Origin of the sequence: Acinetobacter rongchengensis (assembly GCF_003611475.1) — a bacterium.
Taxonomy (GTDB): domain Bacteria; phylum Pseudomonadota; class Gammaproteobacteria; order Pseudomonadales; family Moraxellaceae; genus Acinetobacter; species Acinetobacter rongchengensis.
The window spans coordinates 179,673-195,490 of sequence record NZ_RAXT01000002.1 but is presented as its reverse complement, the minus strand read 5'-3'; the positions used below and the strand labels follow the sequence as shown (position 1 = coordinate 195,490).

15 protein-coding genes and 2 tRNA genes are annotated in these 15,818 nt (G+C 38.2%); 8 read left to right on the top strand and 9 right to left on the bottom strand.

Annotation, left to right across the window (positions count from 1 at the left end; all coding sequences use genetic code 11):
- Positions 1–10 precede the first annotated feature (10 nt).
- Positions 11–436 (top strand): transcriptional regulator, encoded by a 426-nt coding sequence (locus D7V20_RS02280; RefSeq protein ID WP_120382721.1) that lies wholly within the window; start codon positions 11–13, stop codon positions 434–436.
- A 53-nt stretch (positions 437–489) separates the two neighbouring features.
- On the opposite strand, the gene D7V20_RS02275 is transcribed toward D7V20_RS02280, so the two are convergent.
- The 3 genes from D7V20_RS02275 to hisB form a co-directional block, all read right to left on the bottom strand.
- Positions 490–1,026 carry a DUF805 domain-containing protein gene (locus D7V20_RS02275; protein ID WP_120382720.1) on the bottom strand — a complete coding sequence of 179 codons (537 nt, stop codon included), beginning with the start codon at positions 1,024–1,026 and terminating at the stop codon, positions 490–492.
- 180 nt (positions 1,027–1,206) lie between these two features.
- Positions 1,207–1,824, bottom strand: a complete 618-nt coding sequence (gene hisH / locus D7V20_RS02270) for an imidazole glycerol phosphate synthase subunit HisH (RefSeq protein WP_120382719.1) — start codon at positions 1,822–1,824, stop codon at positions 1,207–1,209.
- Positions 1,824–2,417, bottom strand: a complete 594-nt coding sequence (gene hisB, locus D7V20_RS02265) for an imidazoleglycerol-phosphate dehydratase HisB (RefSeq protein WP_010112988.1) — start codon at positions 2,415–2,417, stop codon at positions 1,824–1,826. The genes hisH and hisB overlap by 1 nt, the downstream gene beginning before the upstream one ends.
- 95 nt (positions 2,418–2,512) lie before the next feature.
- Between hisB and D7V20_RS02260 the strand changes: the two genes are divergently transcribed.
- The 4 genes from D7V20_RS02260 (at position 2,513) to D7V20_RS02245 (ending at position 4,320) form a co-directional block, all read left to right on the top strand.
- Complete coding sequence (locus D7V20_RS02260) at positions 2,513–2,890, top strand: GNAT family N-acetyltransferase (protein WP_120382718.1); 378 nt, start codon at positions 2,513–2,515, stop codon at positions 2,888–2,890.
- 200 nt (positions 2,891–3,090) lie between these two features.
- Positions 3,091–3,166 (top strand) — tRNA-Phe (locus D7V20_RS02255).
- A 134-nt stretch (positions 3,167–3,300) separates the two neighbouring features.
- A tRNA-Phe gene (locus D7V20_RS02250) sits at positions 3,301–3,376 on the top strand.
- A 173-nt stretch (positions 3,377–3,549) separates the two neighbouring features.
- Positions 3,550–4,320, top strand: coding sequence for a class I SAM-dependent methyltransferase (locus D7V20_RS02245; protein WP_120382717.1), 771 nt, complete (start codon positions 3,550–3,552; stop codon positions 4,318–4,320).
- Positions 4,321–4,392: 72 nt separating this feature from the next.
- Here the strand turns inward: D7V20_RS02245 and D7V20_RS02240 are convergent, their stop codons facing one another.
- Complete coding sequence (locus tag D7V20_RS02240) at positions 4,393–4,812, bottom strand: GNAT family acetyltransferase (protein ID WP_120382716.1); 420 nt, start codon at positions 4,810–4,812, stop codon at positions 4,393–4,395.
- Between the two features lie 225 nt (positions 4,813–5,037).
- Here D7V20_RS02240 and D7V20_RS02235 point away from each other — a divergent pair, with 225 nt between their 5' ends.
- Positions 5,038–6,678, top strand: a complete 1,641-nt coding sequence (locus D7V20_RS02235; protein WP_120382715.1) for a GMC family oxidoreductase — start codon at positions 5,038–5,040, stop codon at positions 6,676–6,678.
- A 56-nt stretch (positions 6,679–6,734) separates the two neighbouring features.
- Here D7V20_RS02235 and D7V20_RS02230 read toward each other — a convergent pair whose 3' ends face one another.
- The 3 genes from D7V20_RS02230 to ompR all read right to left on the bottom strand — a co-directional run bounded on the left by D7V20_RS02230 (position 6,735) and on the right by ompR (position 10,853).
- Positions 6,735–8,255 carry an acetyl-CoA hydrolase/transferase family protein gene (locus tag D7V20_RS02230; RefSeq protein WP_120382714.1) on the bottom strand — a complete coding sequence of 507 codons (1,521 nt, stop codon included), beginning with the start codon at positions 8,253–8,255 and terminating at the stop codon, positions 6,735–6,737.
- 205 nt (positions 8,256–8,460) lie between these two features.
- Positions 8,461–9,921, bottom strand: coding sequence for an ATP-binding protein (locus D7V20_RS02225; RefSeq protein WP_120382713.1), 1,461 nt, complete (start codon positions 9,919–9,921; stop codon positions 8,461–8,463).
- A 167-nt stretch (positions 9,922–10,088) separates the two neighbouring features.
- Positions 10,089–10,853: an osmolarity response regulator transcription factor OmpR gene (ompR, locus tag D7V20_RS02220; protein WP_010112999.1), complete on the bottom strand. Its 765-nt coding sequence runs from the start codon at positions 10,851–10,853 to the stop codon at positions 10,089–10,091.
- A 599-nt stretch (positions 10,854–11,452) separates the two neighbouring features.
- Between ompR and D7V20_RS02215 the strand changes: the two genes are divergently transcribed.
- Complete coding sequence (locus D7V20_RS02215; RefSeq protein WP_120382712.1) at positions 11,453–13,819, top strand: Tex family protein; 2,367 nt, start codon at positions 11,453–11,455, stop codon at positions 13,817–13,819.
- A gap of 49 nt (positions 13,820–13,868) precedes the next feature.
- On the opposite strand, the gene D7V20_RS02210 is transcribed toward D7V20_RS02215, so the two are convergent.
- Positions 13,869–14,252 carry a MerR family transcriptional regulator gene (locus tag D7V20_RS02210; RefSeq protein WP_120382711.1) on the bottom strand — a complete coding sequence of 128 codons (384 nt, stop codon included), beginning with the start codon at positions 14,250–14,252 and terminating at the stop codon, positions 13,869–13,871.
- A 110-nt stretch (positions 14,253–14,362) separates the two neighbouring features.
- On the opposite strand from D7V20_RS02210, the gene D7V20_RS02205 reads away from it, so the two are divergent.
- The gene (locus D7V20_RS02205; protein WP_120382710.1) at positions 14,363–15,454 is read left to right on the top strand and encodes an SDR family oxidoreductase; all 1,092 of its coding nucleotides are present in this window, start codon (positions 14,363–14,365) and stop codon (positions 15,452–15,454) included.
- A gap of 67 nt (positions 15,455–15,521) precedes the next feature.
- Here the strand turns inward: D7V20_RS02205 and D7V20_RS02200 are convergent, their stop codons facing one another.
- Entirely contained in the window at positions 15,522–15,767 is a 246-nt protein-coding gene (locus tag D7V20_RS02200) for a hypothetical protein (RefSeq protein WP_120382709.1), read from the bottom strand.
- Between the last annotated feature and the right edge of the window lie 51 nt (positions 15,768–15,818).

Here is a 15,818-nt window from a genome sequence, read left to right as displayed (position 1 = left end):
GTATGAAACAATGGCAGAAAAAGATGATGATCTTTTTATCGAAGGTGCAAAGCGTTTAAAACAACTCATTCAAGATAAAAACATTAAAGCCAGTGACATTGTAAGCGTGTTAGAGGCTTCAAAAGGTACGATGGGGAAATGGTTACAAAATTCGACACCCTCTAGTGCGCAAAGTTTGATTGAGTTAGCACGTTTGGTGGGGATGACTGAACGCTGGAATGCTGAATCTAAACAGCAAGATAAGCAAGATCGTGCAGATTTAGTCAGTAAAGCCTATATTGCTTCTGAGGTGGATTTAAGCCAAGCCACCATCGAACAGCTTATGGAAGAAATTAAACAGCGTTATCGTGCTTTAAATTTAAAAGCAGAGATTAAAATTAGTGTACAACCCATGGAAGGTGGTTTTGTGACTAGAGATGATGAAGCTGAAAAGTAGATATAGCCTTTTATCAATAAAAGGCTATGACCCAAACATTCAAGTTTTTAACATTACTGAGATTGTTCAATTTGTTGTTGATATTCTAATTGTTGTAGCTGAGCACGTTCAATATAGCTTTGATAAGCTGGAATTGAGATCGCAGCCAATACACCCATTAATGGAATTGTAATGATATAAATCCAAGCCAAAACTTTTTCCCAACCTCTAGTTACACGTGGTGCACCATAATTATTGGTACCTTCATCACCTTTTGCACAGCATAAATAAACCAAAAAGAAAAAATTAATTAAAGGTACAAGCATGATCAGTGATAACCAACCACTTTGGTTTTTGTCATGTAGGCGGCGAATTGTAAAGACGAAAGTGAAGTAGATAAATGCAATATAGAGAACTAAAAAAATACCCATTGCTGGGATAGAAAGTGCCGAAATACTTTCAGGATTCGTTCCAGCCATGAGCACAGCGACCACAATCGCAACGATAAAAAATACCAAAGTACTTAAAAAAGACCAGCCTAAATAAGACAGTCGTCCAAAACGACCACTTGCACTTAAAGGCGAATCATTGGTTTGAAAATTAGAACTCATTTTATTTTCCTATTTAACGGTTTATTTAATCAGTTATGAAATTTTTGTATTAAATTCGATCAAATCATAAAGAAAAAAACCACGAAAGGAAAGTTTAGTAAAAAAAACGCCATTCGAAATAAAATTAAGCCAATAAAAATTGGCTTAATTTTAATCAATCAGTTTTGTGTTTAGAAAAATTTAAATCTTCCATTCCACAAAGTTTTTAAGCAATTGTAAGCCCGCGGTGTGACTTTTTTCAGGATGGAACTGTGTTGCGAATAAGTTTTCTTTATGGATAGCTGTACAAAACGGTAAACCATAATCACAGGTTGCAGCAACCAGACTGTGATCTTTAGGTTCTACATAATAGCTATGTACAAAATAGAAACGAGTATCTTGGTCAATGTCTTTCCACATTGGATGATTTGGATCAGCTTGATGTACCTGATTCCAACCCATATGCGGTACTTTTAAACCTTCCACATTCGGAAAATGCTTCACCACACCTTCAAAAATTCCTAGAGCATCTGAACCACCATTTTCTTCTGAAGATTCAAGTAAGGCCTGCATCCCGACACAAATAGCTAAAACGGGCTTATTAAACGCAGCATGACGCACGACTTCATCGATACCTGCTTCACGCATGCCTTGCATGCAATCACGCATAGCACCCACGCCAGGGAAGACAATTTTATCTGCTTGGGCAATGATTTTCGGATCATTGGTTACATCAACAGAGGCGCCGACATACTCAAGTGCCTTCGCTGCTGAGTGAAGGTTTCCCATGCCGTAATCAAGAAGGGCAATACGGGTCATTACAAAGTTCCTTTGGTAGATGCAACAGTATTTTCAGCACGAGGATCAATTTCACATGCCATACGCAATGCACGTGCAAAAGCTTTAAACACACTTTCAATTTGGTGATGGCTATTTTTGCCCTTTAAATTGTCAATGTGTAAAGTCATCAATGCATGATTGACAAAGCCTTGGAAAAACTCAGAAAATAAATCGACATCAAATGTACCAATACGCGCACGTGTAAAAGGAATATCCATCCATAAACCTGGGCGACCTGATAAATCAACCACTACACGGCTTAGAGCTTCATCTAGCGGTGCATAGAAATGACCGTAGCGTTTTAAACCTTTTTTATCACCCAAAGCTTGTGCAAAGGCTTGCCCAAGTGTGATTCCACAGTCTTCTACAGTGTGGTGATCATCGATGTCTAAGTCGCCATCACAATGAATATCAATATCAAATAAGCCATGACGCTTGATTTGATCAATCATATGGTCTAAAAAGGGAACACCTGTATTGAGCGTGCCCTGACCAGTACCATCAAGATTCACACGAACTCGAATTTTGGTTTCGTTAGTGTTTCTTACTACTTCACTGATACGTTGTGTCATGACACGTTCCTCAAAAACGTCAAAAAAGTTTGATGTAAAGATGTTTCGCTGTGACGAAAGTGACAGCATATTAGATTGCTCAGGAGGGTTAATCAATGCCTATTACCATACATGCTAAAACTTCACTCGAAAATGCGGAAGTTCGCGAACAGCTTGAGCGATTATATGACACCAGTCCCGAGTTTGGTGATGGCAAAGATGCCATAGAACAACTTGAGCAAAACTTAGCTCAGTATACCTTACTTTACACCGCAGAATTTAATACCAAGATTATTGGTGCACTGTGGTGTACAGGTCAAGGAGAGAGTAAGGTTTTAGAAAATATTGTAGTGCATCCTGCAAATCGAGGTAGAGGTGTGGCTGAGCGTTTAGTTGAAGAAGTGTGTAAAAATGAAGAGGCGAAAGGGGTGAAAATTTTTGAACCGGGTTGTGGTGCAATACATCGTTGCCTTGCACATCTTGGTAAAATTTAAGATGTAATCATTTTTGTTGAATAAAAATCTGATCACATCAATTTATTGTATAAAGACAAGTCATTTCGACTGTCTTTATACATTTAACGATTGGGAAAAATGCGAAATATCGTTAATTTGCTGTAAAAATAGACTATCGAACAAAAACATGTAGACAACACTTGACGACATTGCGGTTAAATTGTTTAATACGCCCCATCGGCGTGATAGCTCAGTAGGTAGAGCAACGGATTGAAAATCCGTGTGTCCCCAGTTCGATCCTGGGTCTCGCCACCATATTTAAAAATCGTTTAAGATTTCAATCCCTGATCCCATCAGGGATTTTTTTTGCGTAAAAAATATTCGGTTGAATAAAAAACTCATGATTTATATTGACTATTAGCCTGAGATACGGCTTAATACACGGCATCGGCGTGATAGCTCAGTAGGTAGAGCAACGGATTGAAAATCCGTGTGTCCCCAGTTCGATCCTGGGTCTCGCCACCATATTTAAAAAAACCTCAATTTTTTGAGGTTTTTTTTTGCTTATTTAAAAGTGATCAATAAATCAAAGATTGCCCCTGAACGAATTGGACTGATTGTCTTACAAAATATATACTTGTGTGATGAAAATATCGTAAAATTATTCTTTATGAAAAAAATAGATTGTTATAAGAAAAATGAAAGATTTATTTTCAACAGCTAGTCAGCTTTATCAACAAGCTCGACCCAGTTATCCGCAGGATGTTATTCAGGAAATTTTAAAATATGTTCCTGAGCACCATTTTGTGTGGGACTGTGGCGCAGGTTCAGGTCAATTTACTCAACTCTTAGCACCTTATTTTGATCATGTTGTGGCAACTGATATCAGCGAACAGCAATTACAACATGCGCCTTATTTTGAAAATGTAAGCTATCAAGTACAACCTTCAGAGAAGACTTCATTTCCTGCGCAAGGTTTCGATTTAATTACTGTTGCACAAGCCATTCATTGGTTTGATTTTGAATCTTTCTACCGAGAAGTAAATCGCACATTAAAGCCAAATGGTATTTTGGCTGTGATTGGTTATGGTTTGATTCACGTGGAACATCATTTCATCAATCAAAAGATTCAGCAGCTTTATTTTGATACTTTAAAAGGCTATTGGGATGCCGAACGCCGTTATATTGATGAACAATATCAAACCATTCCTTTTCCTTTTGATGAAATAATGATGCCTGAACTGAAAATGCAGTATCAGTGGTCGTCTGCACAGCTATTAAAATATTTATCTACGTGGTCTGCAGTAAAGCATTATATTGATCAAAATAAAATCAATCCTTTGCATGATTTAGCAGAAGTTTTGAGTGCAGAGCAAGCACTGTTAACAATAGAATTTCCTATATTTTTAAGAGTAGGGAAGATTAAAAAATATAAGAAAAAAAGCTTTATGAAAAAAATTGGTCTGTAATTCACTTGTGGCAAGCTGGCCGTGATTGCTTTGCCACTTTATTGACTTGTGAAAGGCAAAGCAAAGCGTGCTCTAGTCTTGAATTAGACGCTTGCCTAAACAGACCACTTCAATTTCCTCATAGCCCAATTGCTCATAAAAGCTTTGTACGTCAATATTGTCTTTGCGAATCAAGAGTTGTAGTTTAGGACAACCCAATGCGATCAAGCGCTTCTCAAGTTGCTGTATCAGTGCTGTTGCCACGCCATTACGTTGAGCATGCGGATGCACCGCTAAATAGTTCACCCAACCACGATGGCCATCATAGCCACCCATCACGGTTGCGATGAGCTGTTCATCTTTGACTGCCAATAAAAATAAGCCATCTTTTTGTGCAACTTTACGAAAAATATCGATTTCAGGATTATTCCATGGGCGTGTAAGTTCACATACTTCCCATAAGGCGATCACATCTTCTAAATCTGTTTCTTGAAATTGACGGATGATAAACATGGCTTTTATTCTATCTCTTGTTTTTAAAGAATGTTTATAGCAGGGTAATACAAAATAAGTTAAATGATAAGTTTATTTTTTAAACAATAGATATGTTTGCATTCATTTAATTTTCTGTGAGATTTATCATAAAGCAAGGTCGTGATTCTGTGTAGAGAAGCATTCATTCTGCATAAAATTCATGCATAATGAACATATAAAGACAATACAAAAAAAGGATTTCATGTGAATAAGAAGGAATATGATTACATTATTATTGGGGGTGGAAGCTCAGGTTGTGTACTCGCGGGGCGTTTATCTGAGGATCCAACGGTATCTGTTTGTTTGCTAGAAGCGGGTGGGACTGGAGACGGCTGGAAGGTTGAAGTTCCGAGTGCTGCTGTGATCAGTATTCCGACAAAAATCAATAATTGGGCGTTTGAAACCATCCCACAAAAAGGTCTAAATGGTCGTAAAGGCTACCAACCGCGTGGAAAATGTCTAGGTGGTTCTTCTGCGATCAATGCCATGATTTATATTCGTGGGCATCGACAAGATTATGATGATTGGGCCGCTTTGGGTAATGCAGGTTGGTCTTATGACGATGTGTTGCCTTATTTTATCAAATCTGAAAATAATCAAAGAATTTCAAACCAATATCATGGCAATGCAGGCCCATTATCTGTCACTGATTTACACAGTGATAATCCACTTCAGGAAAAATTCCTGAGCGCAGCTCGAGAGCAGGGTTATACCATTCTTGATGATTTTAATGGTGCTGAACAAGAAGGACTCGGGGTTTATCAAGTTACCCATATCAACGGTGAGCGTTGCAGTTCGGCACGGGCTTACTTGTTCCCACATCGTGATCGGAACAACTTAACCGTTGAAACCTTTGCGCAGACACAGCGAATTTTGATTGAAAATGGCGTTGCTGTTGGTGTGGAATACAAACAACATGGACAACTGAAACAAATATATGCTCGTCGTGAAGTGCTGCTGAGTGCAGGAGCAATGCAGTCACCACAAATTCTAATGCTTTCAGGTGTGGGTGATCAGCAAGAATTGATGAAACATGGCATTGCCGTGAAAAAGCATTTACCCGGAGTCGGGCAAAATTTTCATGATCATCCTGATTTTATTTTTGGATATAAAGTTCGTGATATCCAAGGGACTTTTGGATTGTCTATACCGGGTTCGATTGATCTCATTAAGCAAATTCAGCGCTATCGCAAAGAACGTCGTGGTTTGATCACCACTAATTTTGCAGAATGTGGCGGTTTTCTGAAAAGTTCAGCAGAACAGCGCTTACCGAACTTGCAGTTACATTTTGTTGTGGCACTGGTCGATAATCATGCACGGACCATGCATGTTGGACATGGTATTTCCTGTCATGTGTGTTTACTTAATCCGAAAAGCCGTGGCTCAATTAAAATCAGTGGGCCGAGTATCGATGATCCATTATTGATTGATCCTGATTTTTATGGTGATGAATCTGATTTGGAAGAAATGGTCAAAGGTTTTAAGAAGACAAAGCAACTGATGGAATCAACTGTCTTTAAAAGTATGATGAAAGAAGATTTATTTACAGCAAATGTGCAAACGGATGAAGAAATCCGTGAAATTCTTAGAGATCGATCAGACACGGTGTATCACCCTGTTGGGAGTTGTAAAATGGGGAATGACGATATGGCTGTAGTCGATGCTCGTCTACGGGTTTACGGCATTCAAAATTTGCGTGTGGTGGATGCTTCAATTATGCCAAAAGTCGTCAATGGCAATACCAATGCTCCTGCAATCATGATTGCTGAGAAAGCTGCGGATATGATTCGTCAGGATCAGGCCAGTGTGGCCTTTATTCAGAAAAAAGAGAGCGTAGGAATCTAGTCTGTCTACAAATAAAAAACGCCCAATTGGGCGTTTTTTATATCAAATTCAAAATCTTATGCAGATTTTTTAACTTGATCTTGAGGTGCAAGCATATGACCTGACTCTTCAAAGTTTGAGTGCCATGCAAGTGCTTCACGAAGAATATGAGGCGTATGGCCACCTTTTTCACATGCACGATCAAAGTAGTCATTCAATGCATCACGATACATTGGATGAGCACAGTTATCGATGATTGCACGTGCACGTTCACGAGGTGCTAAACCACGTAAATCAGCAAGACCTTGTTCAGTCACAAGAATATCAACATCATGCTCAGAATGGTCAATATGAGAAGCAAACGGTACAACTGATGAAATGTCACCACCTTTCGCAATTGATTTGGTTACAAAAATTGCCAAGTGTGCATTTCGTGCAAAGTCACCTGAACCACCAATACCATTCATCATTTTAGTACCACAGACATGGGTCGAGTTTACGTTACCGTAAATATCAAACTCTAGTGCAGTGTTAATACCGATGATACCTAAACGACGAACCAATTCAGGATGGTTTGAGATTTCTTGCGGACGAAGAACCAATTTATCTTTGTATTGTTCAAGGTTATTAAACACTTTTTCGCCGTATTTAGCAGAAAGCGTAATTGAAGAACCTGAAGCAAACTTCATTTTACCTGCATCAATCAATTCGAACGTACAGTCTTGAAGAACTTCCGAATACATCACAAGATCTTCAAAGTTAGAATCTTTAAGACCAGTCAATACTGCATTGGCAATTGAACCAATCCCTGCTTGTAATGGACCTAAGTTTGCAGGTAAGCGTTTTTCAGCCACTTCTTTTTCAAAGAAAGCAATTAAATGGTTGGCAATCCCTTGAGTTTCATCATCTGGTAAAGTCACAGTCGATGGCGAATCATGGAATTCGCTGTTAAATACGATACCCACGATTTTTGCAGGATCAATGTTGATTGCAGATGTACCAATACGTTCGTCAACTTGAGTCAATGGAATCGGTTGACGAGTCGGGCGATACGTTGGGATATAAATATCGTGTAAGCCTTCAAACGCAGGGTTTAAGTTGGTATTGATTTCAACAATGACTTTCTCAGCAAAAATTGCAAAGCTTGCAGAGTTACCGACAGAAGTTGTTGGAATAATGCCACCATCTTCAGTAATCGCAATCGCTTCAATTACAGCAACATCAGGCTTTTTCAATTGAAGATTACGCATTTGTTCAACGGTTTCAGACAAATGCTGATCGATGAACATTACATCACCAGTGTTGATTGCTTTACGAAGCGTGTTATCCACTTGGAATGGTAAACGACGTGCAAGTACACCTGCTTCAGTCAATTGTTTGTCTAGATCGTTACCCAGACTTGCACCTGTGATTAACGTGATTTTTAAAGGATTCACTTTGGCTTGTTTTACCAATGCTAACGGCACAGCTTTCGCTTCACCAGCACGAGTAAAACCACTCATACCTACCGTCATACCATCTTGGATAAAAGTTGCAGCTTGTTCTGCGCTCATGACTTTGTCATGGAGAGATGCTAAACGGATACGATCTAAAGACATGGTTTACGCTCAATTCTTGTTCAAAACTAGACGGATTGTACCGCCCTAAAACTAAATTGTGCATGCCTCTAATGCTAAGGTCTAATTTTTTCAAAAAATGTGGGTATAAAAAATAATGATGATTTTCAAGTTGTTATTTATTAATAAAATAATGTCGGCTGTGCGTTAAATCAACACAACCGAATGTTGCTTAAATAACCGATCATTAAAAACGATCACTCAAAGTTTGCTTAATTTTTTGAATTGGATTGCTTAAAGGTACTTCTTCTTCAGTTTTTATTGCAATCGGTAATGAAATAATGGCTTGTAAGCCACCCGTCGCTCGGTTAGAAATTGACAATTCACCCTGATGAATATCGACAATACGTTTTACAATGGCCAAGCCTAAACCACTACCTTGTACGGTTCTTGCTGAATTTCCACGAACAAAAGGTTGCATCAGGTCTTCAATTTGGTCTTCAGGAATACCTTCACCATGATCAGCGACGCAGATTTTGATATGTTCGTCTTCAACATAAGCACTGAGTTCAATCGGCTCAGCACCATAGCGTTTTGCGTTATTAATCAAGTTTCCAATCAGTCGTTTCAAGGATAACGAACGTGCAGTCATCATCGGTAATTCATTCGGAGTAAAACGAATATCCAAAGGCTTGAATTGAATCACTAATTCTTGTAATAAAATATTGATATTGGTGTCTTGAAGCTCCTCATCTGAACCATCTCGCATATAGGAAATAAATTGACTTAGGATTGCATCCATATCATCCACATCGTAAATCATACCTTCTTTCAGAAAGTCATCATCCGACATCATTTCGGCGCTTAAACGGATTCGGGTGAGTGGTGTACGTAAATCATGTGAGATCCCTGCGAGCATGATCTGGCGATCTCGTTCAGTCTGTTCTAGGGTGTAAATCATATGATTAAAGGCTTGATTTACTTCACGAATCTCTTGTGGGCCGTGGTTGGTTTCTAAGTAGGGTGCTTTCCCTGTTTTACTATAATTATTGGCAGCATTTTGTAGACGGCGTAATGGACGGTTAAGCTGTCGAACCAAGGTTAAAATAATTGCCGCTGCGATCAGGGGAATACCCAATAACCAGCCTAAAATAAGTTCAGGGCTGTAATTGGCATAGGTCTTCAATGGTTCACGAACCCAATTACCATTCATTTCAGGGGTTTGTACCCAGATTCTTGGACTTGGTTTAAACTGAAAGTAGACCGTGACATTTTTCATATTCAACTCTTTAGCAAGTTGACGCTCAATACGGTTCGTGAAAAAGTCTGCAATTATTTTATCTTTAACATTTGGATATTCTTTAGGATCAGTGACATATTCAACCCCAACTCTTTGTTTTAACCATTGATCAATATCGAGTTGCACTTCATCATGATAAATCTGCAAACGGGGATTATTAATCATTTCCAATTCAACAGCTAAAAATCTTGCATGTTGTTGAATTTCAGGTAAGTAGAGTGTTTTCCAAAAGAACCACAGTGACATGAAGAGACTAAAAAAAACCACAAATAAAACCAACACAGTAGTACGCATGGCTGCGGAACGTGGTTTGATTTTGTCTAAGAAGCGTTCCCAAGGTGTACGTTTTCTTTCTTGGTAGGTCTCAAAATCTGTAAATGCTTGCGGATCTATAGGGTCTAATTTCACTGATACATCCAGATATTTTCAAGTGTGAATCAAATATTAATATTATAAAATTTAAGATGATAGGATTAAAAATAGCAAAATACTTTATCTAAATCATGTTTTGCTGTTGATATTGGATATGCAAAATAAAATAAGCCTATCGAGATAGGCTTATTTTAACTCAAATATTATTCAGCGCCATCTGGAACGAAGACATAACCTACGCCCCAAACAGTTTGGATATAGCGAGCACGGGCAGGGTTTTCTTCAATCAAACGACGTAAACGAGAGACTTGAACATCAATTGAACGTTCCATTGCACCCCATTCACGACCACGCGCAAGATTCATTAACTTATCACGGGTTAATGGCTCGCGAGGATGCTGTACCAATGCCTTCAGGACAGCAAATTCACCAGTCGTGAGCGTAACAACTTGACCTTCACGAGTTAATGTCCGTGTTGAAAGATCCAGTGACCATGGGCCAAATGAAACAACTTCTACGTTTTGACTCGGCGCACCTGGAACTTCACGGACTTGACGACGCAAGATTGCACGAATACGTGCCAATAACTCATTCGGATTAAATGGTTTTGGTAAGTAATCATCTGCACCTGCTTCAAGACCTGCAATACGGTCAGAATCGCTACCACGTGCTGTGAGCATGATGATCGGTGTATCAATATTTGATTGGCGCAAACGACGGCAAATGCTTAAACCATCTTCTACAGGAAGCATGAAATCTAAAACAATCAATGAAAACAGTTCACGTTGCAGTAAACGATCCATCTGTGTTGCATCGTGTGCAGTTTTTACCACAAAACCTTTATCTTCCAAGAACCGCTGTAAAAGGGTACGCAAACGCACATCATCATCGACAACTAAAATGCGTTCGACACGGTCAGTTTCGTTTTGTACAACATCTGTATTTTCAGCAGGTACAACCAAACTCATGATGCACTCCCTTAATATTGTAAATTATATCGATCGTTAATCTCAGTATAATGCCTAAGTTCTTGTTAAGACTATGTATCAAATTGCTCAAAATTACAATTTTAAGCCTGTTTTGAAACCAAAAAACAACATGTTGAAATTATCGAGCTGCTTCTATGTTTATAAATAAAAAGATATAACATTTGCAAATGAAAAATTGATGTATTTTGACAATAAGTTTTTGTTTAAGCATATATATTCATCATTTTTATCATTGGCAATACCAGTCACTATAAATGAGCTGTTTTGGAATAATTTTGAATCATGTCCTAATTGAAGTAATCCAAACAGGGATACACAATAAGTTTAGATTAAAAAAAGCAATATTACTTTTTATTTTTAGTTAAATAAAAAGGTAAAAAGACATCTTGGAAAAACTATTTTACAAAGCAATGTTGCATTCAAATATCAATAAAATCGCCTTTTACATGATAAAAAGTTAACAAAAATGATCTTTAATCATTTTTTTCACTGCTAATTTGTAAAACAATTGTGGATTTTATGGTCTCGGTCTTTATAATCACTAACTTTTAGTCCTTATCCTTGTGGAATTAAACACGATGACTGACTTAGTTCAGCAGTTGGCAAGTGAGCTTGCCGTACGTCCAAACCAAGTAGAAGCTGCCATTAAACTGATTGATGAAGGTTCTAGTGTTCCATTTATTGCACGTTACCGTAAAGAAGTAACGCAAGGCTTAGACGATACACAATTACGCCAACTTGATACACGCCTTGTTTATTTACGTGATTTGTTTGAGCGTCGTGAAAAAGTAATTGAATCTTTAAAAGAACAAAACAAGTTATCGGATGACTTACTTGCGCGAGTGAACGCTGCGGAAACAAAAAATGCATTAGAAGAACTTTATGCACCATACCGCCCGAAACGCACCAGTAAATCATTTAAAGCAAAAGAGGCTGGCTTAGGCCCAATTGCAGAAAAAATTCTCAATGAAAATATTGATCCAACAGAAGCTTTAGCTGGTTTCAGCCACGAAGATTATGCAGATGTTGAAAGTCAGTTAGATGCAATTCAACACATCATCATTGATGAGTGGGCTCAAAATATTGGCTTAACTGCGGAACTGAAAACAACATTCGCCAAAACAGCGGTATTAAAAAGTTTAGTGGCTTCTGATGAGAAAAAGGAAGTCGGTAAGAAATTCCGTGACTACTTTGATTTCTCTGAAAATCTCAATAAAGTACCTTCACACCGCTTATTGGCAATGTTACGTGGCCGCCAAGAAAATGTGTTGGGTCTGAAGGTTGATGGTCAAGATGATGCACCTTTAGCTCGTGTTGAAACAGAATACAATCTTGAAACGGCTCAACCACAAACGCGTCAAGATTTCTTAAAACAAACTGCAAAATTGTTCTGGTTAGGTAAAGTTCGTCCGACGATTGAACATTCATTACTCACAGAAAAACGTCTTGCTGCTGAAGCTGAAGCAATGGATGTCTTTGCTGAAAACCTTCGTCACTTATTACTTTCTGCGCCTGCTGGTTCACGTTGTACATTGGGTGTCGACCCAGGTATTCGTACGGGTGTGAAATTGGCTGTTGTGAATGAATCGGGTGATGTGGTTACACATAGCACAATCTATCCATTTGCACCAAAAGAAGATAAAGAAGGTTCTATTGCTGAACTTGCTCGCTTATGTCGTGAATATAATGTTGATTTGATTGCGATCGGCAACGGTACTGCAAGTCGTGAAACAGAAGCTGTTGTTGCAGAAATGATGACGACAAATAGTGATCTGAAATTAACACGTGTTTCAGTATCTGAAGCTGGTGCATCTGTTTATTCAGCATCTGAATTGGCATCTGCTGAATTGCCTGATCTTGATGTCTCTATTCGTGGAGCAGTGTCTATTGCTCGCCGTTTACAAGATCCTTTAGCGGAACTGGTAAAAATTGATCCTAAGTCGATTGGTGTAGGTCAATATCAACATGATGTGAATCAAACTGGTTTGGCTAAAACACTTGAAGCTGTGGTTGAAGACTGTGTGAACTCTGTGGGTGTCGATGTGAATACGGCATCACCTGCAATCCTGTCTTATATTGCAGGTTTAAATAAGTCTATTGCGCAACAAATTGTTGATTATCGTAAAGAACACGGTCGTTTTGATAATCGTCAAGCACTCAAAAATGTACCACGTTTAGGCGAGCGTACATTTGAACAAGCGGCTGGCTTCCTTCGTATTCAAGCGGGTTCTGAGCCTTTGGATGCATCTGCTGTTCACCCTGAATCTTATGGTTTGGTGAATAAAATTGTTGAAGCAAAAGCAACCACAGTAAAAGATATTATTGGTAATACTGAAATCATTCGTCAGGTACAAGCGGAAAGTTTTGTTGATGATCAGTTTGGTCTACCAACCATTCAAGATGTATTAAGTGAACTTGAGAAACCAGGTCGTGACCCTCGTCCAGAGTTCCGTACAGCGAAATTCCGTGAAGACATTACAGAAGTAGGTCAACTGACAGAAGGTTTACAATTGGAAGGTGTGATCACCAATGTGACCAACTTCGGTGCTTTTGTTGATGTTGGTGTGCATCAAGATGGTTTAATCCATATTTCTGAACTTGCCAATGAATTTGTTTCTGACCCACATAAAGTGGTAAAACCAGGTCAAATCGTTCAAGTACGCGTTTTAACTGTAGATGCTGAACGTAATCGCGTGAACCTGTCTATGCGTCCAGAAGGTTCAGAAGCACCTGCTAAAGCACCTCGCCAAAAACGTGAGTTCAATAATGAACAACGTGGTGAGCGTAAGCCACAAAGTAAACGTCCACAGGGTGCTCGTCCAAACCATGATAAAAATCATGACAATAAAGACAAAGCGCCTCGCCATGACAAGAAGCCACAAGAAAACAAAATTGGTGGTTTAGGTGCATTATTATTGCAAGCAGGGATTAAAGGTTCGAAGTAACTTTTGATTTCTAGAGTTATTCAGTAAAAGACCGCCGAAAGGCGGTTTTTTATTGTTTATGAATGTTTGAAACGTCGCAATCCTTCTGAAAAGGGCAGGGTTCTTGCGTGATTAAGTTTTCTAGTAAAGATTGAATGTTTTGTAGTTGCAAAATCTTGTTTCTTACAACATTCAGTTTGTCTTCTAAAATCTCATGGAATTGCTCAGCGGGAATCTCATTAACACTCATAAGATCTGTAATTTGTTTCACTTCAGTTAAAGTAAATCCTAAACTTTTTGCTGTTTGGATGAGCCTTAATTGTTGAATATTTTGTTCAGAATAATCTTTATAGCCATTATTTCGAATTAAGGGTTGAATAAGATCAAGTTTTTCATAAAAACGAATCGTATCACGGCTCAAATCCAAATATTTTGATAACTCACCAATCAGCATCAAATTCTCCAGTGCTCTTTTTATTCAAAATGTTTGATTATTGGGGCTTGACCATAGAGCATACTCCACAGTTTAGCTTATGTATGAAGAATTCAAAAGGGTATAACTTCATGCAAGATCATCAAACAACAAACAAGGTCGCTTTGGTTATCGGCGCAACAGGATTTACAGGTCGTTTTCTGATTGCACGTTTATTGCAAGATAACTTTCAGGTATTTGCAATGTGTCGGAATGTAGTAGAGCAAGCGGAATCATTACAAAATTGGTTAGAGCGAAAGAATATTGATACCCAATCATTAAAATGTATACAGGGTGATGTAACATCTGCCCATTTGGGGCTATCCGATGAGGATTGGCAAGCGCTTAAAAATGTCGATTATCTTTTTAACATGAGCGCTTTATTTGCATGGAATTTATCCATGCAGCAAGCTCGAGCGGTAAATGTTGAAGGGTTGGTGAACGTATTAAACTGTGTACATTTGCATTGTCAATTAAAACGAGCATTTCATCTGTCGGGTTATATGCTAACGTTAACTCAGCATTTACAAGCTGTTGGTGTGAACTTAGCGCAAATAGATCAAACGAATTGGGATAAAGTTTATAAGCGCTTAGGGGCTTATGAAGCTTCAAAAATAGAAGGTCACTTTACATGGATCAAAACTGCGGAGCGACTAAATATCAATTGGACAGTGATTCACCCTGCCACTGTAATTGGCGAAGAGGCTTCTGGTGAAATTACAGAAAATCAGCCTATTACGGATTTAATTTCTAAAATCAAACACGGTAAAATGGCAGCAATTCCTGCAACACCGCAACATTATTTACCAGTGGTTTCTTTAAATATGTTAGTGGATTCAATTATACATGCAGCACAAGATCCACATACGATTAATCAAGAAATCCTAATCGCTAATCCAGCACAGATGTCTTTACAGCAAATGATCATCAGCATGGCTGAAGCATTGAATGTGAAAGCGCCTACACAATTTATATCTTTATTGTTTTTAAAATTAATTTTGAAGTGTAAATACTTAGCGACAAGATTAGAAATGTCCCCTGAATCTTTAAATTTTTTAAGAACAGAGAAATTAAACATAGAACCATTTTTAGTTTTCAATCAAAAATGGCAAATTCCAGTCACTGATTTAGATAAAAATATTAGAAATACAACAGTTTGGGTAGATAAGAATATTCATTTATAATTTAACATAACACCCATTTAAATAAGTGGGTGTCTTTTCTATGGAGAGGATTAAGTTTTCAGAAAACTCAGTTCTTAAACAAAAAATATCCCCAATACACCGCAAGAGGAAGGATAAGGATTAAAAGCTGAATTGGCGCTTCTTCTGCCAAGCTATAACCATGTGATAGTCCAAGACGTAAATTCCAAAATACCACAGCTGCCCAAATAAGACTAAAAATGATCCCTACAATGATTTGGAATTTTTTAGGAATAAAACCCATTAAAGCTAAATCAATACAAAGACCTATCGCAATAATAATCAGCGTGCGCATATTTAATTCCAGCGGTTCTATTCACACATCTGTTGATAGAACCGCATATGA